This is a genomic window from Actinoplanes sp. NPDC049316 (assembly GCF_040677315.1).
Lineage (GTDB): Bacteria > Actinomycetota > Actinomycetes > Mycobacteriales > Micromonosporaceae > Actinoplanes.
Genome location: NZ_JBFAQM010000028.1, coordinates 39,358 through 57,270, shown reverse-complemented (window position 1 = coordinate 57,270; position 17,913 = coordinate 39,358). Strand labels below are relative to the sequence as shown.

Annotated in this window: 18 protein-coding genes; 6 read left to right on the top strand and 12 right to left on the bottom strand. The window is 70.1% G+C overall.

Translation table 11 applies throughout. From position 1 onward, the window contains the following. The first annotated feature begins 15 nt into the window (after nt 1–15). On the top strand, nt 16–387 hold the full coding sequence (locus AB0K03_RS31995) for a family 16 glycoside hydrolase (protein ID WP_364692596.1): 372 nt from the start codon (nt 16–18) through the stop codon (nt 385–387). Here AB0K03_RS31995 and mycP (AB0K03_RS31990) read toward each other — a convergent pair. From mycP (AB0K03_RS31990) to AB0K03_RS31960, 7 genes are all read right to left on the bottom strand, one after another. Next, complete coding sequence (gene mycP, locus AB0K03_RS31990; protein WP_364692593.1) at nt 384–1,499, bottom strand: type VII secretion-associated serine protease mycosin; 1,116 nt, start codon at nt 1,497–1,499, stop codon at nt 384–386. The genes AB0K03_RS31995 and mycP (AB0K03_RS31990) overlap by 4 nt on opposite strands. Then, nucleotides 1,496–2,743 (bottom strand): hypothetical protein, encoded by a 1,248-nt coding sequence (locus tag AB0K03_RS31985; protein ID WP_364692591.1) that lies wholly within the window; start codon nt 2,741–2,743, stop codon nt 1,496–1,498. The genes mycP (AB0K03_RS31990) and AB0K03_RS31985 overlap by 4 nt, the downstream gene beginning before the upstream one ends. After that, on the bottom strand, nt 2,743–3,123 hold the full coding sequence (locus tag AB0K03_RS31980) for a hypothetical protein (protein WP_364692588.1): 381 nt from the start codon (nt 3,121–3,123) through the stop codon (nt 2,743–2,745). The genes AB0K03_RS31985 and AB0K03_RS31980 overlap by 1 nt, the downstream gene beginning before the upstream one ends. 182 nt (nt 3,124–3,305) lie before the next feature. After that, nucleotides 3,306–4,424 carry a type VII secretion-associated serine protease mycosin gene (gene mycP, locus AB0K03_RS31975; protein ID WP_364692585.1) on the bottom strand — a complete coding sequence of 373 codons (1,119 nt, stop codon included), beginning with the start codon at nt 4,422–4,424 and terminating at the stop codon, nt 3,306–3,308. Further along, nucleotides 4,421–5,680 carry a hypothetical protein gene (locus tag AB0K03_RS31970; protein ID WP_364692582.1) on the bottom strand — a complete coding sequence of 420 codons (1,260 nt, stop codon included), beginning with the start codon at nt 5,678–5,680 and terminating at the stop codon, nt 4,421–4,423. Before AB0K03_RS31970 ends, mycP (AB0K03_RS31975) begins: the two co-directional genes overlap by 4 nt. Further along, the gene (locus AB0K03_RS31965) at nt 5,677–6,057 is read right to left on the bottom strand and encodes a hypothetical protein (RefSeq protein ID WP_364692580.1); all 381 of its coding nucleotides are present in this window, start codon (nt 6,055–6,057) and stop codon (nt 5,677–5,679) included. The genes AB0K03_RS31970 and AB0K03_RS31965 overlap by 4 nt, the downstream gene beginning before the upstream one ends. Nucleotides 6,058–6,167: 110 nt before the next feature. Continuing rightward, nucleotides 6,168–7,052 (bottom strand): MBL fold metallo-hydrolase, encoded by an 885-nt coding sequence (locus tag AB0K03_RS31960; protein WP_364692577.1) that lies wholly within the window; start codon nt 7,050–7,052, stop codon nt 6,168–6,170. Nucleotides 7,053–7,134: 82 nt separating this feature from the next. On the opposite strand from AB0K03_RS31960, the gene AB0K03_RS31955 reads away from it, so the two are divergent. Continuing rightward, nucleotides 7,135–7,986: a LysR substrate-binding domain-containing protein gene (locus AB0K03_RS31955; protein ID WP_364692574.1), complete on the top strand. Its 852-nt coding sequence runs from the start codon at nt 7,135–7,137 to the stop codon at nt 7,984–7,986. A 1-nt stretch (nt 7,987) separates the two neighbouring features. On the opposite strand, the gene AB0K03_RS31950 is transcribed toward AB0K03_RS31955, so the two are convergent. After that, complete coding sequence (locus AB0K03_RS31950; protein ID WP_364692571.1) at nt 7,988–8,449, bottom strand: spore germination protein GerW family protein; 462 nt, start codon at nt 8,447–8,449, stop codon at nt 7,988–7,990. A gap of 118 nt (nt 8,450–8,567) precedes the next feature. Here AB0K03_RS31950 and AB0K03_RS31945 point away from each other — a divergent pair, with 118 nt between their 5' ends. Then, nucleotides 8,568–10,082: an FAD-dependent oxidoreductase gene (locus AB0K03_RS31945; protein ID WP_364692568.1), complete on the top strand. Its 1,515-nt coding sequence runs from the start codon at nt 8,568–8,570 to the stop codon at nt 10,080–10,082. 155 nt (nt 10,083–10,237) lie between these two features. Further along, nucleotides 10,238–11,311 (top strand): VCBS repeat-containing protein, encoded by a 1,074-nt coding sequence (locus tag AB0K03_RS31940; RefSeq protein WP_364692565.1) that lies wholly within the window; start codon nt 10,238–10,240, stop codon nt 11,309–11,311. 30 nt (nt 11,312–11,341) lie between these two features. Here AB0K03_RS31940 and AB0K03_RS31935 read toward each other — a convergent pair whose 3' ends face one another. From AB0K03_RS31935 to AB0K03_RS31920, 4 genes are all read right to left on the bottom strand, one after another. Next, the gene (locus AB0K03_RS31935) at nt 11,342–12,079 is read right to left on the bottom strand and encodes an META domain-containing protein (protein WP_364692562.1); all 738 of its coding nucleotides are present in this window, start codon (nt 12,077–12,079) and stop codon (nt 11,342–11,344) included. 88 nt (nt 12,080–12,167) lie between these two features. Further along, the gene (locus AB0K03_RS31930) at nt 12,168–13,142 is read right to left on the bottom strand and encodes a hypothetical protein (RefSeq protein ID WP_364692560.1); all 975 of its coding nucleotides are present in this window, start codon (nt 13,140–13,142) and stop codon (nt 12,168–12,170) included. A gap of 225 nt (nt 13,143–13,367) precedes the next feature. Continuing rightward, a complete protein-coding gene (locus tag AB0K03_RS31925) occupies nt 13,368–13,706 on the bottom strand; it encodes a hypothetical protein (RefSeq protein ID WP_364692557.1) in 339 nt (112 codons plus the stop codon). A gap of 124 nt (nt 13,707–13,830) precedes the next feature. Next, on the bottom strand, nt 13,831–14,121 hold the full coding sequence (locus tag AB0K03_RS31920) for a GNAT family N-acetyltransferase (protein ID WP_364692554.1): 291 nt from the start codon (nt 14,119–14,121) through the stop codon (nt 13,831–13,833). Nucleotides 14,122–14,601: 480 nt separating this feature from the next. Here AB0K03_RS31920 and AB0K03_RS31915 point away from each other — a divergent pair, with 480 nt between their 5' ends. Next, on the top strand, nt 14,602–16,695 hold the full coding sequence (locus AB0K03_RS31915; protein ID WP_364692551.1) for a galactose oxidase-like domain-containing protein: 2,094 nt from the start codon (nt 14,602–14,604) through the stop codon (nt 16,693–16,695). A gap of 151 nt (nt 16,696–16,846) precedes the next feature. Further along, a complete protein-coding gene (locus AB0K03_RS31910; RefSeq protein ID WP_364692548.1) occupies nt 16,847–17,905 on the top strand; it encodes a DUF2293 domain-containing protein in 1,059 nt (352 codons plus the stop codon). Nucleotides 17,906–17,913: the final 8 nt, after the last annotated feature.

The following is a 17,913-nucleotide window of genomic DNA, read 5'->3' as shown; positions in this document are numbered from 1 at the left end:
CCGGCCGGCCCACCCTTGACCGACCTCACGTACGAAGCAGACGTCACCATCACCGCAGGCACGGGCGACGCGGGCGTGGTCTTCCGCGCCACCCAACCGGCGGTGGGCACGGACGCCTACCGCGGCTACTACGCCGGCCTGACCACCACGGGCCGCATCATCCTCGGCAAGGCGGACAAGAACTGGCGCCAACTCGCCTCGGCCGCCTTCCCGGTCACCCGCGGCGCCCGCTATCACCTGCGCATCGAAGCAACAGGCACAACCATCAAGGTGTACGCCGACAGCACCCTCAAGCTCACCGTGACCGACGCGACCTTCACCACGGGAGCAACCGGCGTACGCGTCTTCAACACGGCAGCATCCTTCGACAACATCTCCATCGACTAGGAGCGCCGCCGCAGCACCATGAACCCCACGACCAGCCCACCGAGCACCAGCACCCCAGCAACAGCCACCCCACCGACCAGAAGAGGACTGACCCGCCGAGGCCCGGCATCCGCATCAGCCGCCCGCGGCGACGCCGCCTGAGCACCACCACCGGCCGACGGGCTCGGTGCGGCGGCGGGGACATCGGCGGTCAACGCCTTGAGCAGGTTGAGGCGCCCGTAGCCGTAGGTGTCGTCCCGGCCGGGCTTCCCGGCATCGGTCGCCGTAGCAGTCAACCGATGCACGACCTCAGCGGCGGAAAGCTCGGGATACTTCGCCCGGATCAGAGCGGCCGCCCCACTCACGATGGCGGTCGCATCGCTGGTCCCGCTCGCGAGGTGGTAGCCCGAGCCGCGGATGTCCAGGCTGGCAATGTCCACGCCCGGAGCGGTCAGGTCGACCTGCGGCCCGGTAATCGAGAAGTCTGCGATCCGGCCCTTGCGGTCCACCGCGCCGACGGTCAGAACCTCCGGATACTTTCCCGGGAAGTCATCGCCAAGATCGCCCTCGTTCCCCGCTCCCGCCACCACCACGATGTCGCGAGCCCGGGCTGCACGGATCGCGTCGTGGAGCGGAGCGTCGTCGGCAACACTGATCGACATGTTGATGACCCGGGCGCCGTGATCCGCCGCATAGCCGACTGCCTGCGCCGCCTCGTCGCTGCTGCCGAAGAAGCCCAGGGTGATGCTCAGAGGAAGAACCTTGGCACCGGGTGCGATACCCAGGACGCCATCGTCACCGTCATGCCCACGGCCGACTATGAGGCCTGCCATCGACGTTCCGTGGCCCTCCAAGTCCCTGCGCCCGTCGCCCCCGCTGTCGACGAAGTCCTTCCCCTTGAGGACAGCTCCCGCGAGGTCGCGATGCTTCGCGTCGACTCCGGTGTCGATGAGTCCCACAGTCACGCCCGTTCCCCGCGTGATCGTGTGGGCCTCATCGACCTTGAGCGCCGACAGATGCCACTGACGGTCGCGTACGGAATCGGCGGCGGCCGGAGCCGCCGTCGACCCGACGAGGGCCAGCGTCACGCCGACTGCCAGCGCGCCGCGCCCCAGGGCCAAGCACAGGCTCACCGGGACAACCCGATGACACCCGGACCAGGATCGTGGCGCGCCGGCCGGGTGTCCGGCTCGATGACCGGTGCGACACCCTGCAGCACTTCCCAAGACTGGTCCGCGGTTCCATCGACCGTCTCCCCGTCAGCGCCGCCATTCCGTCCGCGGTTTCCGGCGGTCGGCTGGACCACGGACGGCCCGGCGGCACGCCCAGAGCGCGTTGCCCCAGCGGGGCCGGTTCGTCCTGGCGCACCGCCTCCGCCTATCACCGCGCCGGAGGGCATCGCCGTGCGCACGGGCACGGCCTGACGCGATACCGGCGTCGCCCTCCCGCCGAACGGGGCCGGCATCCCGCCCATGGCACTGCCTCCCGCGCCCACTGCCATTCCCGGCACGAGTCCAAGCGCTCCACCACCCGGCACGGCACCCCCGCCCGGCATCACGCCTGTCGCCGGAGACAGCGGTCCTGCCGCGGGCGGCGTGCCGGGTGCGGGTGTGAGCGGCATGACGCCCGCCAGGTCAGGGCCACCGCCCTGCACTCGGCCGGGCGGTCCGCCGGTCCCGGTATCAGCGGGAATGACGACAGGCGCGGGGGCGGACGGCGGGCCGTGCGGCACTTCGACGGGGATCGGTGTCGCGTGAAGGGCGCCCAGTCCGGATCCGCCGTTCACAATCCCGCCGTTCCCGCCGGTCGCTCCCCCACCGCCGGCGTATGTTGACTCGCCGCCGTCGATCGGGATCTCTTCGGAGGGTTCTTCGATCATGCCGCCCATACGAAACAGCGTCGGTGGCTGGATCTGGGTGCTGTGGTCGGCGATTGCTGCTTCGGCCTCGCGCATCGCCTGGCGGGCCTTTTCGTCGTACTCGTCCTCCGCGTGGTCCGCCCAGCGGGGGATGATGTCGTGGGTCGCGTTGTCGCGGACCTCGACCAGGGGCTGGATCTTCGCCTGGGCCGCGCCGATCGCTTCGATGATGCCGCGCAGACCGGCGCGGGTATCTTCGGCTCGGGTGAGGGTTTGCTGCATCGAGGCGGCGAGGCCGTCCATGTAGCGCAGGAAGACCTGGGCCGACGTGTTGTGGGCGGGGGGCCAGACCGCTGCCAGGTTCTCTTTCGCCTTGAGCAGGCGGGTGTGCTGGTCGCGTACTTCCTGGCTGAGTGAGTCCCAGCTGAGGACGCGGTCGGCGCCGGTGCAGGCGTTCTCGTGCTGGACCTTGTTCCAGATGGCGGGGAGGTTCAGCCCGTCCCAGTATCCGTCGGCCATCACGCGGCTCCTTCGGCGATCGCCCGGTCGGCGTCCGCGATGGCGCCGCTGAGCAGCTTCTGGACGTGGAGCTGGGCGGCTTCGGAGGTCATGTCGGCGTGGGCGAAGTCACGGGCGATCTGTTCGGCCACGTCGGCGAGGATGCCGGCCGCCAGCTTGTACGTCCGCAGGTTCGCGTCGGTGTTCTCGAGGGCCCGCGCGTAGCGCTTCTTGGCCGCCAGCACCGCGGCGCTGTCGATGTGCGCCCCGAAGACGACGCCGTGGGCGTGGAGGTCGGCGCCGCGGTCCGCTGCCGACGCGAAGCCCTTGTCCGCGTCCGCGCGCAGGTCCTGCGCGAACTCGTTGACCTGATCGGTCTGGATCTGCACCCCGTCCGGCATGCCGTACCTCCCCCGTCGCCGCGACGTCACAGCATATCGATCGACCGGTACGCATGTGCACCGATATCCACAGCCTTCGCCCGGTACACGGATGGGGACCGGGACCGGGTTCAGGCCGCGCAGAAACAGCCGACGCCCTTGGCAATTGACACGGCAGCGGCCTTCGACAACGTCGCCGGCGACTAAGGCTGCCGCCGTCGCAGCGCCACCATGAGGCCTATGACCAGGCCGCCGAGCAGCAGCACCCCACCGGCAGCGACACCACCGACCAGAAGCGGACTGATCCGCCGAGGCTCAGCATCCGCATCAGCCGCCCGCGGCGGTGCTGCGTCGGCGCTGCTACCGGCCGACGGGCTCGGTGCGGCGGCGGGGACATCGGCGGTCAACGCCTTGAGCAGGTTGAGGCGCCCGTACCCGTAGGTGTCGTCCCGGCCGGGCTTCCCGGCATCGGTCGCCGTAGCCGTCAACCGATGCACGACCTCGGCGGCGGAAAGCTCGGGATACTTCGCCCGGATCAGAGCGGCCGCCCCGCTGACAATGGCGGTCGCGTCGCTGGTCCCGCTCGCCACGTGATAGCCCGAGCCGTGGATGTCGATGCCGGCAATGTCCACGCCGGGCGCTGTCAGATCGACGTGCGGTCCGGTCACCGAAATCGTGCCGATGTTTCCCCGCTCATCAGTAGCGCCTACGGCCAGGACCTCGGGATACATGCCGGGATAGTTCTCGCCTGCGGCACCCTTGTTACCGGCCGACGCGACAAGCACCATGTCGGCCTCCCGGGCAGCGTGGACGGCCTCGCGCAACGGGGCGTCGTCGGTGGTGCCGAAGGACATGTTGACGACGCCTGCGCCCTTCTTCTTCGCGAAGGCGATCGCCTCGGTCATGTATCCGCTTGTGGCGTACCCACCGATGCCGGCCCGGATCGGAAGGATCTTCGCCGCCGGCGCGATGCCGAGGACGCCGTCACCGCTGCCGTGCCCTCGCGCAGCGATGAGCCCGGCCATGGACGTTCCGTGACCGTCCACGTCGTCGCGGCCGTCACCGATCGGGTCAGGCAACAGGTCGATGCCCGGCAGCACAGCACCGGCCAGATCGCGGTGACTGGCATCGACTCCGGTATCGATCACCGCCACCGTCACCCCGGCGCCGCGCGTCACGCGATGCACCTGCTCAACCTTGAGCGCCGTCAAATGCCATTCTCGATCGCGTACCGAATCCGCCCGGGCGGGACCGGCGGAGCCGAACAGCAGGGCCAATGCCGCTGAACCGCCGACCAACGCCCGGTGCGCCTTTCCGGTCACCGATGGAGTCCGAGGACACCGGGTCCGGGGTCGTGACGCGGAGGCCGGGTGTCCGGCGCGATGACCGGTGTCACCCCGTCAAGTACCTCCCAGGTCTGGTCGGCCACGCCGTCCGCTGATTCCTGGCCGGCCGCGTCCCTGCGTGCCCGGTTGGCGGCGGTCTGCGGGCCCAGTTGCTGACCCGCCGCTCCGCGCCCTGCGGCGGCACCTCGTCCCGCGGTTCCGGGCTTGGTCCCGGTGCCCGGAGAACCGATCACCGTTCCGGACGGCATCGCACTGCGGACCGGAACGGCCTGCCTGCCGGGCTGTGCAGCACCACGGCCGAGCGGCACCGGCATGCCACCGCCGACACCACTACCGGAAAAGACGCCGGGCGGGACGCCGAACGACCCGGGGCCTCCGATGACCGCGCTCGGGCCGCCGATGCCACCCGGCACCGTCCCGGCACCCGACGGCACCAGCCCGCTGCCTCCGGCGGCCGGCACCGTCGACGGCGTCGGCAGGACGCCGGCCAGGTCGGGGCCGCCGGAAGGGCCAGGGATGCCGTCACCTGGCATTCCGGGGCCTGCAGGTTCACCCGTATCAGCCGGTCCGCGATCGGGGAAGCGGTCCGGTGCGGGTGGGTCGTGCGGCACCGCCACCGGAACCGGCTGCGCGCCCGAGGATCTGTTCAAGCCACCCGAAGACCCGGCCCCGGTGCCTCCTGTGCCGCCCTCCGCCCCGTCACCCGAGAGCTCCCGCACCGGGCCGTCGCGCGGATGGGTGGGTTTGTACAGCTGAGGCGGCTGGATCTGCGTGCCGTGATCGGCGATCGCGGCCTCCGCCCGCCGCATGGCCTGGCGGGCCTTCTCGTCGTACTCGTCCTCAGCGTGGTCGACGAAGCGGGGGATGATGTCGCCGGTGGCGTTCTGACGCACCTCCACCCACGGCTGGACCTCCGCTTGGGCGGCACCGAGCGCTTCGAGAACGCCTCGCAGCCCGGCACGCGTGTCCTCCGCCCGGGTCAGCGTGTCGTTCATGGAGGCGGCGAGAAGATCCATCCGGTCGAGGAAGATGCGCGCCGAGGGGTTCTTGTCCGGTGACCAGACCGCCGCGAGGCTCTCCTTGGCATCCAGCAGGCGGCGATGCTGCGTACGGACGTCGTGCGCAAGCCCCTCCCACGAAAGGACCCGGTCGGCGCCGGTGCAGGCGTTCTCCTCCTTCAGCATCGACCAGATGGCGGGCAGGTTGTACGCGTCCCAGTCAGCGCCCATCACGCCTGCCCTCCCTTCTGCACCGCGTCGGCGTTCGCGATGGCTCCGTCCAGCAGCGCCTGCACGCGCAGCTGTGCAGCCTCGGAGGACATGTCGACGTGAGCGAAGTCTCGGGCGATCTGCTCGGCCACCTCGGCGAAGATGACGGCCATGCGCCGGTACTCCCGCAGGTTGGCTTCCGTGTTGGCCAACGCCTCGGCGTAGCGGTTCTTCGCGTCGAGCACCGTGTCGCCCGGAATCGACTTCCCGAAGACGACGCCGTGGGCGTGGAGGTCGGCGCCGCGGTCCGCTGCCGACGCGAAGCCCTTGTCCGCGTCCGCGCGCAGGTCCTGCGCGAACTCGTTGACCTGATCGGTCTGGATCTGCACCCCGTCCGGCATGCCGTACCTCCCCCGTCGCCGCGACGTCACAGCATATCGATCGACCGGTACGCATGTGCACCGATATCCACAGCCTTCGCCCGGTACACGGATGGGGGCCGGGACCGGGTTCAGGCCGCGCAGAAACAGCCGACGCCCTTGGCGATCCAGTCGCGGCCGGACCAGTCCGGGTGCCGCTCGACCAGCACCGCCTCGACCTCCGCCGCGATGGCATCCTGACTCATCGCCGAGTCCCGCCGCTTCCACGTCTCGTCGCGTAGTTCCTCCAGGTAGGCGCGTACCTCGTCCAGCAGCGCCCGGCCGCCGATGTCGCCGTGGCCGGGTACGACCGTGCGCGGGGCCGCCGCGCTGAGCCGGCGCATGACCTCGATCCAGCGGACGCCGTTCACGTCCGTGTCGTGCGGCGGGAACCAGGGGAAGATGGCGAACTGGCCGGTCTCCACCAGGTCGCCGGTGAACATGACGCCGGCGTCGGGGACCGTGACGACCTGGTCGCCCCTGCTGTGCGCCGGGCCGGTCGCCCGCAGGTGGACGACGCGGCCGCCGAGGTCGAGGTCGTACGCGTCGTCATACGTGATGTCCGGCGCCGGGAGGTGCACGTCCTCGAGGTAGCGGGCGGTCGTCTCGCCGAGGGAGCGGAACATCTGCAGGTAGCCGGCGCCTTTGCCGGCCAGGTCGTCGGCCTGGGCCTGATTGATCAGGTACGTCGCCTCGCCGGCGAAGGTCCGCGCGCCGAACGCGTGTTCGGGGTGGAAGTGGGTCGAGGTGAGGTAGATGCGGCGGCCGCGGGCCTGCTCGGCCGCGAACGCCAGGACCTTCCCGGCGTTGCGGGGCCCCATGCCGGTGTCGACGACCAGCACCGCTCGGGTGCCGCCGATGACGCCGATGTTGGGTACGAGCGGCACATTGCGGTTCTCGATGACGACGAGGTCGCGGGCGACGGCACGCGCCTGGGCCGGCCGGACGACGGGTTCGGGCAGATCGTTCTCGGGCATGCCGACAGTCCATCCCCGGGGGTCCGCCGGCGTCCAAGTCCGGCTCCGCATCGCCCATACCGTGCGGGTATCGTCGCAGCCCATGGAGCTCCGTTCGCTGCGCTACTTCGTCGCGGTCGCCGAGGAGCTCCACTTCGGGCGCGCCGCCGCCCGCCTGCACATGACGCAACCGCCGCTCAGCCGCGCCATCCGGCAGTTGGAGGCGGATCTCGGCGCCGTGCTGCTGCACCGGTCCTCCGCCGGTGTCTCGCTGACTCCTGCCGGTTCCCTGCTGTACGACGAGGCCCGCGCGGTGCTGGAGCGCGCGGGCGAGCTGCGTACCCGGGTATCGGCCGCAGCCGGCGCCGCCACCTTGACCGTCGGGGTGCTGGCGGACAGCGCCGAGCGGGCCGGGATCACCCGGGCCGCCGCTTTCCGGGACCGCCATCCGGACGTGACGGTCCGGGTGCGGGAGGCGGACTTCTCCGACCCGACGGCGGGGCTGCGGTCCGGTCTCGCCGACGTCGCGCTGACCCGCGCTCCGTTCGACGAGACCGGCCTGAGCCTGCGAGTGCTGCAATCGGATCCGGTCGGGGTCGTGCTGCGTACGGATGATCCGCTCGCCTGCCGTGACCGCCTGCGTCTCGGTGACCTCGCCGACCGGCAGTGGTTCCGCCTGCCCGACGGCACGGACCCCGTCTGGCGTGCCTATTGGAACCCGGTGACGCCGCAGCACGACGGCCCGGTGGTGCGCACGGTGCACGAGTGCCTGCAAGCCGTGCTGTGGAACGGCACGATCGGGCTGACCGCGCTGAACCACACGGTGCCCGCCGGCGTCACGGTCGTGCCGCTGGCGGACATGGCGCCGAGCCGCCTGGTCGTCGCCTGGCGGACGCGGGACGCGAACCCCCTGGTCCGCTCGTTCGTCCGGACAGTGACGTCGGCCGCCGGCTGAGCTACTTGGTCACCGCCTTCGCGCGTACGCGTGGCAGGAACCGTTGCCGGCGCACCGGAAGCGGCGCGCGCAGGCGAAGGCGACGCGACGCTTTGCCCGTACGGCTCTTGACCAGCGCCCGGGCCAGCAGCAGCGCGGTGACCGCGACCACCTGGCCGCCGAGGACCACGCGGTTGACGTCGATCGCCGGATGCCACGAGACCTTGTCGCCGGAGAGCACGAAGACGCCGAGGGGTTTGGCCGAGACGCCGAGGCCGCCGCCGGTGCCGCCGTTCTCCTGCCCCTCGGGCGCCGGGCCGGTGCCGCTGCCACCACCGCCGCCCCCGCCGACCTTGGCCACGGGCAGCACGACCGTGCCGGCGTGCTCGACCGGGGCGCCGAAGACCTTGCCGACGGTCGCGTTGTCCACCACCTCCCGGAGGGCGTCGAGCAAGCGCGTGTCGTTCGCCGATGTTGTCGTCACGGCAATCCACTCCTTTCATCGCATCCGCCCAGACTGCCCCGGCCCGCGGATCCACGACAGGGCCGAAGGACCGGGCGTACGGGATTAGCGGGGTGCCGGGGCGGGCACCACCGCGGGCATGACAGCGACCCGCAGGGCCCGCTTCACCAGCCGTCACGCGCGCCGGCTCATCGCCGTCGATCGATCACTTCCGCCGGTCGCGGAGCATCGTGTGCACACCGTCGTGGTCGGCGGCGGGATCGCCGGTGTCTCGGCGGCCTTGCTGCTGGCCGAGCGCGGCGTCCGGGTGACGCTGCTGGAACGCGGTGAGCGCCTGGGCGGACGGCTGGCGGCCTGGCCGAGGACGCTCGCCGACGGGTCGCACCAGATGGTCGGTCACGGCTTCCACGCGTTCTTCCGGCAGTACTACAACTGGCGCAACGTGCTGCGCCGGGTGGATCCGTCGCTGGGATTCCTGCGCCCCGTACGCGGCTATCCGGTGATCTCGCGCGACTGGCCGCAGGAGGATTTCGGGGCTCTGCCCGGCACGCCGCCGTGGAGCCTGCTGGCGCTCATGGCGCGTTCTCCCAGCCTGCGGACGCGTCAGCTGCGCCACGTCGACGGCCCGACGTCGCTGGCGTTGCTCCGCTACTCGCGCGAGGAGACGTACCGGAGCTTCGACTCGATCTCGGCCGCGACGTTCCTGGACCGGCTCGGCATGCCGGACCGGGCCCGGGCCATGCTCTTCGACGTCTTCGCGCACTCGTTCTTCAACCGGGCGGCCGACATGTCCGCCGCCGAGATGATCATGCAGTTCCACTTCTACTTCCTGCGCAACGCCGAGGGCCTCGGCTTCGACGCACCGGACGACGACTACGAGACCGTCATTTGGCAGCCACTCGCCGCGCGGCTGGAGAAGCTCGGTGCGGACATCCGTACCGGTGCGGCCGTCGACCGGATCGAGCCCGGCTGGACCGTCACGCTCGCCGGCGGACAGCAGGTGCACGCCGACCATGTCGTGCTCGCGGCCGATCCGCGCTCCGCGCGGGAGATCGTCGCCGCCTCGCCGGGATTGGTCCGGCACGCGCCGCGGTTGGCCGCGCAGATGGCGACGGTACGGACCACAGCACCGTACGTGGTCAGCCGTGTGTGGGCGGACCGTGACGTCGAACCGGGCCGCGCCGTGTTCACCAGCGTGTCCCGGGAGCCGACGCTCGACTCCGTCAGCCTCTTCCACCGCGCCGAGGCGGGGGCCGCGCAGTGGGCCCACCGCACGCACGGCGCGGTCGTGGAACTTCACGAGTACGCCGGCGACCCGGATGCCGACGCGGACACCTCGGCGCGTCGCATGTGGGAGCAGCTGGGTGGATTGTGGCCGGAGACCGCGAGGATGCGCATCGTGGACAGTGAGAGCCGGCTGGGCGACGACGCGCCCGCCTTTCCCGTGGGCAGCGACGCCACCCGGCCAGGGGTGAGCACCGACGCCGACGGCCTCCACCTGGCGGGCGACTGGGTCCGCATGCCGTTTCCCGCGGCCCTGATGGAACGGTCCGCCGCCTCGGCCGCCCTGGCCGCGAACGCCATTCTGGGCCGCCACGGGATCCGGCCGCTGCAGGTCTATTCGGTGCCGCCGCGCGGCCTGCTGATTCGCTGAATCGTCAGACCGGAAGGTGCGAAGCATACGCGCGCCCCGCCGGTTCTGCGGCTATTGCACAAACGGGACGTCAACCGGACTGAATCGCGGCGAAACCCCTGGTCAGCGCTAATTTGAGAGCGCTCGGACAGCCAGCTTCACACACGGGGGAAAACATGTTCCGGACCAACCGTCTCATCGCACTCTCCGCCGCCGCCGTCGTCTCGATGATCGTGCAGATCCCGGGTACGCCGGCGGCCGCGACGCCACCGGCCGGCGGCGGGTTCAGCGGCGTCGCCGGCGACTTCAACGGCGACGGCCGCGACGACATCGTGACGTTCACCCGCGGCGCGGCCGCGGATGTCTACGTGGCGTTGTCCACCGGGTCGTCTTTCTCGGGCACCGGCGTGAAATGGCATGACTATTTCGCCGCGGGCACGGAGACACCCCTGGTCGGCGATTTCAACGGCGACGGGCGCGACGACATCGCGACGTTCACCCGCGGCGCCGCAGCGGACGTCTACGTCGCCCTGTCGACCGGCTCGTCGTTCTCCGGTACGGGCTGGAAATGGCACAACTACTTCGCCGCCGGCACCGAGATCCCCGCCGTCGGCGACTTCAACGGCGACGGCCGCGACGACATCGCCACCTTCACCCGCGGCGCCGCAGCGGACGTCTACGTCGCCCTGTCGACCGGCTCGTCGTTCTCCGGTACGGGCTGGAAATGGCACAACTACTTCGCCGCCGGCACCGAGATCCCCGCCGTCGGCGACTTCAACGGCGACGGCCGCGACGACATCGCCACCTTCACCCGCGGCAGCTCCGCCGACGTCTACGTCGCCCTCTCCACCGGATACTCCTTCTCCGGAACCGGCTGGAAATGGCACAACTACTTCGCCGCCGGCACCGAACTTCCGTCGGTCGGTGATTTCAACCGCGACGGCCGCGACGACATCGTGACGTTCACCCGCGGATCGGCGGCCGACGTCTACGTGGCGCTCTCCACCGGCTCGTCGTTCTCCGGTACGGGCTGGAAGTGGCACAACTACTTCGCGGCCGGCACGGAGATCCCCGGGACCGGCGACTTCACCGGCGACGGCCGTACCGACATCGCCACCTTCACCCGCGGTGCGGCAGCCGACGTGTACGTGGCCCGCTCGACCGGCGGCTCGTTCGCGGGAACCGGCTGGAAATGGCACAACTTCTTCGCCGTGAACTCGGAGATCCCGCAGCCCGGCATCCTCTGGTGACATACACCGTTCGCAGCGCTGTCCCGGCCCTCACCGGGACAGCGCCGTGAATTGCAGGCCGCGCCCGTCGCCACGGGTCAGCACCAGCCGATTCCCGGTGATGCGGACGGACAACGGCCCGCGCAACAACTCCAGAACGCCGCTGTCCCAGCCTTTCAGCTGGGCGGCACAGGGCATTCTCCGGGTGCTCAGCCCCGGGAAGGAGACGGTGCCGCCGGCCACGGACGCGGACCCCTCGAGGCGGGTGCAGCCGGTCGACCCGGTCACCCGGTCGCCCTCGATCATCAGGTACGCGTCCGCGCCGGCCGGCACCGAACTCGCCGTACCGTTCTCCACCACCGTGTCCAGCGACCAGCGCACGCCGGTCAGGGGCCGGTCGGGCTCGGCCGACCGGAGGTCCACCAGGCGCAGCCGGGCGGTGTCCGTGCTGAGCAGCAGCGTGTCACCGTCCAGCCGCCACCGGGGCCGGTCCTGCAGGAAGCGGCGCACCCGATCGTCCTGATCGGTCAGCTCGGGCGAGCACCCCATCAGCGTGCCGCCGACCTCGGTGACGACCAGCCGGTCCCCCTCGGTGGTGAGCTTGCCGGTGAGGTGGTTGCAGCCGGCCTCGGCCGCCACCTCACCGTTGCGGAAAGCGAGCCGCACCCGGGTGCCTTCGACGAGCGGCAGATCCTGCTGCTGCTTGTCCCCCATGGTCACGAACGTTCGCCCGGTCAGCTCCGCGGGCCCCTCGGCCGCCGAGCCGGAACCACACCCTGCGATCGTCATCGTCGTCACCACCGTGAGAAGCAGCCACCATCGGGTCGTCATAGGCATTGGGACGGCTCACTTCCGCCGTACGGTTCCCGCCGAGGGCCTAGGCGGGCGACAGGCCCTCGGCGTAGTCGAACAGACTCTTGATGTCGTTGTCGAAGTACGGGCCGTCCATCTGCGCGGGGTCACCGTGCCGGTGGCTGACCACGCTGTTGGTGTAGCCCAGCCCGGTCTGGTCGTTGTACTCCTGCAGCCAGGGGCCGCCGCTCGAACCCTGGGTCATGTTGCACCAGGCCCGCACCTGCTGGCTGTGCCCGTTCCACGTCGTGCCCTGGCAGAAGTACTGGACGTCACCCGGGAAGCCGCCGGCCGCCGGGTACCCCAGAATGGTCACGGCGACGGAATAGCCCCAGTTCCACCGCAGCCCCATGCCGCCGACCGTGTCGACCACCTTCGCGCCGTAGATCCCGCCGTTGTTCATGACGGCGATCGCCATGTCCTCGTCGCTGTTGCTGTTGTTGATCCAGGCCGTACGGCTGGTGAGCGTCCAGGCCACGAACCGGCCCACCGGCTCATTCCCCTGCCGGAACCCCGGCACGAATATGAAGTTCGAATACCACCCGCCGCCGGCGCCGGCGTGCACGCAGTGCCCGGCGGTGATGACCAGCCGCCGCTTCCCGCTGTTCAACGCGCTGGCGGAACACTGCCCCGTGCCGCCCGGCGTGGTCACGTACACCTTGCCGACCGTCACGGACTGGTTGAGCGAGGCCATTCCCTTGCTGGGCAGAGCGGGAGCCACACTGCCCGGCTTGCCCTGCGGCACGGCCGCCGAGCCGGTGCCCGCGGAATCCTTCAGATCCAGATCCACGGCCGCCGCCATCCTGGCCGGCGTCCAATACGCCTCCACGGCGGCGATGGCGGCCTGCGTGTTCACGGCCCTCCCGTCGGAGGTCCGCGCCACCGTACTGGCATTCCCGGAGGCCGCGGCGGAAGGCTGAGCCTGCGCCACGGTGCCGCCCGCGAAGGTCACGAACAACACGACTCCCGACACGGCCACCGATTTCACGATCGATCTCATACGGGTCCCTTTCCACGAACGGATTCGGTCCCTCGACGCTAATTGATCCATTCGAATGAAAGAGTGTCCGGATCGCGACCGGAAAAGCGGGTCACGAGATGTATCTGCGAAACAATCCGCCCCCACCAGCAATTCTGTCCGGCGATTATGAACGCCGTGCGGCAGAACGTGCGCGGCGCCGAACAAAGGAAGAAACCGCCGGTTGCCGGGACCAACCGGACGCCGTCATCGCACCCCGTCGAGCACTTCCCGCAACAATCGCGCCACGTCCCGAAGGAACACCGCGGCGCCCGCATCGTTCTGATCGTGGTCGATACCCCAGTTGGCATCGCCCTCGACGAGCCGCAGCAGAGTGCCGACCGGTTGCGGCTCGGAGAGGACAACCTCGAGAGCATCCAGATACTGGCGCAAGAAGATCGTGTTCGTCCGCGCGGTGCTGACAAGATCCCGGCGGATCTCGTCGAAGTCCTCGGCATCGGAGATGTAGCCGTGCAGGACTCTGATGCGGACCCTGACGAGGCTGGTTTCTCCGTACTCCGCCTCGCGCGGGCCCGCGCCGTACATGCCCTTGTTGTAGTACCCGAGCCCGACGCGGTGCCCGGCGTCGAAGGTGCTCTCATGGAATGGGTCGTGCCGTCACAGCATCGCTCGGGCAGGGCTGACCACGCGCCGGCCCGGAACCATGACGCTATTTGATCCGGCGGGTGGAGCGGACGACGATCTTCTCGTACTCCGGGTGCTTGTCCAGCCACCCGCTCAGGAACGGACAGATCGGCACGACCGTGCACCCCCTGCTCCGTGCATCCTCCATCGCGGCCCGGGCCAAGGCCGATCCCACGCCCTGACCCTCGTACGCCGGCTCCACCTTGGTGTGCGTGTACGCGATGATCGTGCCGGTCAGCTGGTAGGTCAGCACACCGGCGAGGGTGTCGTTCTCGTCGCGCGCCTCGAATCGTTCCCGTTCGGACGCGTCAGTCACCGCGAAGCTCACCCTGTCATCCAATCATGGTCGCGTCCCACGCCGCAGGATCACGCCTTCGCCGCAGGCCCGGCCGCGCGCCGTTCATCATGTGAATCAAACACGAAATACGACACAGCCGCCTATGGCGGTCTTTGCCCCCGCGCAAAGAACGCCCGGGCCATGCCCGGCCGTCCTTTCGGTCAGATCTATCGCGCCCGATGGCGGCGGAATCGGCCGCAGGGTGCCTGTACGAGGCATTGAACGGCCGCCCGAGCGGGAGTTAAAGTGACCGCACTGGCCACATGAGACAGCGACGCCGAAGGCGATTCCGCGGCGGCCCTCAACCGATCACGATCAATAGACACCTCGTCGATCCCCGATCTTGCAAATGATGCGGGGCTCCTTTCGTCGCGCATTGGACCGACGGCGCCGCTATGGATCAGCAATGCTGCCGCGGAATCACGGTGCCTGCTGCGTGACTTCGGGGGAGGCATATTCATGCGCACACGTCGCGGGCTGATAGCTTTCGGATCCCTGTCCGCATTGCTCCTGCTCGGCGTCTCTCCGGTCGCTCCGGCCACCGCCGGGCCCGGCATCGGGCGGGCGGCGCACGCCGAACACGCCCAGGAGCATGACGACGGCCACGACCACATGGCGGAGGACCTGGTGGGCACCCCGATGCGGGTCATCGAGGAGCAGACGGCCAAGAACGCGGCACGGATCCAGAGCGAGACCGGGCGACGTCCCGGAACGGCGCGCACCAAAGCGGCCGTGGTCGCCGACCCGGGGCAGTCCGGATCGTGGAGCCCGGTCATCAACACCCCGGTCGTTCCGGTGTTCCAGGCGATGCTGCCGAACGGCAAGGTGCTGATCTGGGACTCCGTGGGCGACAACGCGGCCGAGTCCTATCCGGACCACAGTTTCACGCGGGCGATGGTGTGGAACCCGGCCGATGACACGTACAAGCGGGTCGACGTGCAGGGCTCCAACATCTTCTGCGCGGGCTTCGCGCATTTGAGCAACGGCAACATCCTGGTCGCCGGCGGAAATGCCGACGCGACCCTCGCCGGTACGGTCCAGACGCACATCTTCAACTGGCAGACGGAGACGTGGTCCCGGGGCAAGGACATGGCCGGCGCCCGCTGGTATCCGTCGGTGGCGGAGACGGCGAAGGGCGAACATGTGATCGTCGGCGGGGGGCCTGCCACCGCCGAGGTGTACCAGACGAACGGCGCCCTCCGCTCGCTCACGAACTTCACGAAGTACGGTTCGCGGGTCTATCCCTTCATGGGCTCGCGCCCGGACGCGCAGCTCGGGCTGTTCGGCCCGTACACCACCGGATACACATTGGCCACCGCCGGCAACGGCGTCATCACGACCACGAGTACGCGCGACAGCATTCACCGCGATTACGGCAGCTTCTCCACGTACGACATCGGCAAGACCATTGTCGTGGGGGGCGGGAACATCACCGAGGACGGCGCCGCGAAGGTGCCCACGAAGACCGCCGTCGTCCTGAACAGCCGTACCGGACTGGCCCCGTCCGTGACGGCGACCGGTTCGCTGACCACCCGCCGGCGGCAACTCAACGCGACCCTGCTCGCCGACGGGTCCGTGCTGGCGACCGGCGGCATGACCAGCGCGGCGACCTCGGACCTCGTCGACCTCGACCATGCCGCGACGGCCGCGGAGCGCTGGGATCCCGCGACCGGCCGCTGGACGGTCCTGGCCGGCGCCAGCCGCGTACGGCAATACCATTCGACGGCTGTCCTGCTGCCCGACGGCCGCGTCATGACCGGTGGAGGCGGAGTCTGCGGCATCTGCACGCGAGTCGGCTACCTCGAGAAGAACCTCGAATACTTCACCCCGCCGTACCTCTACAAGAAGGACGGCAGCGGCGACCTCGCCGCGCGGCCGGTCATCTCCACCGCACCGGCCGGCGTCAGCGTCAACACCGCCTTCACCATCACGTCCGCCCAGGCGGCGTCCGTCAAGAAGGTCGCCATGGTCGGCCTGGGCGACGTCACCCACAGCATCGACCAGGGCCAGCGCTACATCCCGCTGAAATTCACGACCTCGGGTACGACGCTGACGGTCACCGGCCCACCGAACGGCGGCGTGGCACCTCCCGGCTACTACATGCTGTTCGTCATCGACGCCGGCGGCGTACCGTCCGTCGCCAAGATGGTGCAGCTCGCCAAGGGCCCCAACCCGGTGCTGAGCCAGGTCAAGAACAACACCGGCCTGTGCATCGACACGCCCTCGTCCGCAACGGCGATCCGCACGTATCTGCAGACGTACACCTGCAACAACACCAAGGCGCAGGCACTCACCCGCCTGCCCGACGACAATTCCATGCGGGTGCTGGGCAACTGCCTCGACGTGCCGTCCCGGCATTTCGTGCCGGGCCAGAAAATCTGGACGTACACCTGCAACAACACGGTCGCCCAGACCTGGCGCTTCGGCACGGACGCCACGATCCGCCCGACGGGAAACACCGCCATGTGCCTGGCCGCGGCAACGACAGCCAGCAAAGCCGCGATCCTCCTCGCCACGTGCAACGGAGCATCGCTGCAGAAATGGACGTGGTAGGAGGCCGCGGTGAGGCCTTGCCATAGCGGTGCCGCTCGTCGACGCGGTTCCCGCGAGCGGGCCGACGGGCGCCGGCGAAGCCGTCCGAGCGACGACAGCCGGCGTCCACGGTCCGTGCGGCCGGGGGTGGCGCCGAGGTAGCGTGCCGGGCGTGCAATCCGTCTCGAAGCTGGAGCGACGGGTGGTGACCGCCGCCGAGCAGGTGCTGACCCGGCAGGGCTACGTGAGCCCGCTCGACGTGCTCGCCGGGATGGGCTGGCTGCCGCCCGGGCACGTGACCGACTGGCGGCAGGGCCGGCGGCCGCACCTCGAAGGCTGCGCCGCGGTGTCGGCCGATCGTCTTGCCGACGCGTTGGAGGTGTTTCAGCGCTGGGTGGAGGCTCGGGCTCTGCAGCCGAGTCCGGTCGATTATCTGGCTGCCACCCGGGACCGGCGGCCGTTGCGTTTCACCGCCGCCGGCGACGCGGAGCTCGAGCTGTCGTTCCGTACGCACTGGACGCCGGCGGACATGTCCGAGCGGCGGCGGGAGCAGCTGACCGCTCGGCAGAGCAAGGCGCCGGATCTCGTGGTGGTGCTGCCCGCGAAGCCTTTCACCTGCGCCGGCTGTGGGCGTACGGATGCCGGCATGCTGATGATGGAGGACGCCGGCCCGGCGTGCCTCACCTGCGTGGACCTCGATCACCTGGTGTTCCTGCCGGCCGGCGATGCGGCGCTGACCCGCCGGGCGAAGCAGGCGAGCCGGCTGTCGGCGGTCGTCGTCCGGTTCAACCGCTCCCGCAAGCGCTACGAGCGGCAGGGGTTGCTGGTGGAGGAAGCCGCCGTCGAGCAAGCCGAGCAGCAATGCCTGTCCGATGAGGACGCCCGAGCTCGCCGCCGCGAGCGGGACCGGCAGCGGCGGGAGGACGCGGACGAGCGGCTGCAGCAGGATTTCGCCCAGCAGATCGGCCGGCTGTTCCCGGGCTGCCCACCGGAGCGGGCTGCGGCGATCAGCCGGCACACCGCGACCCGCAGCAGCGGCCGCGTGGGCCGCAGCGCCGCCGGCCGGGCGCTCGACCCGGACGCCGTCACGCGGGCGGTCGTCGCGTCGGTACGGCACGAGGACACCACGTACGACGATCTGCTCATGGCCGGCGTGCCACGGGATCAGGCCCGGCAGCAGATCCGGGACGACATCGATCGGGTGCTCGACGGGTGGCGGCGCCGAGCCTGACGGACGCG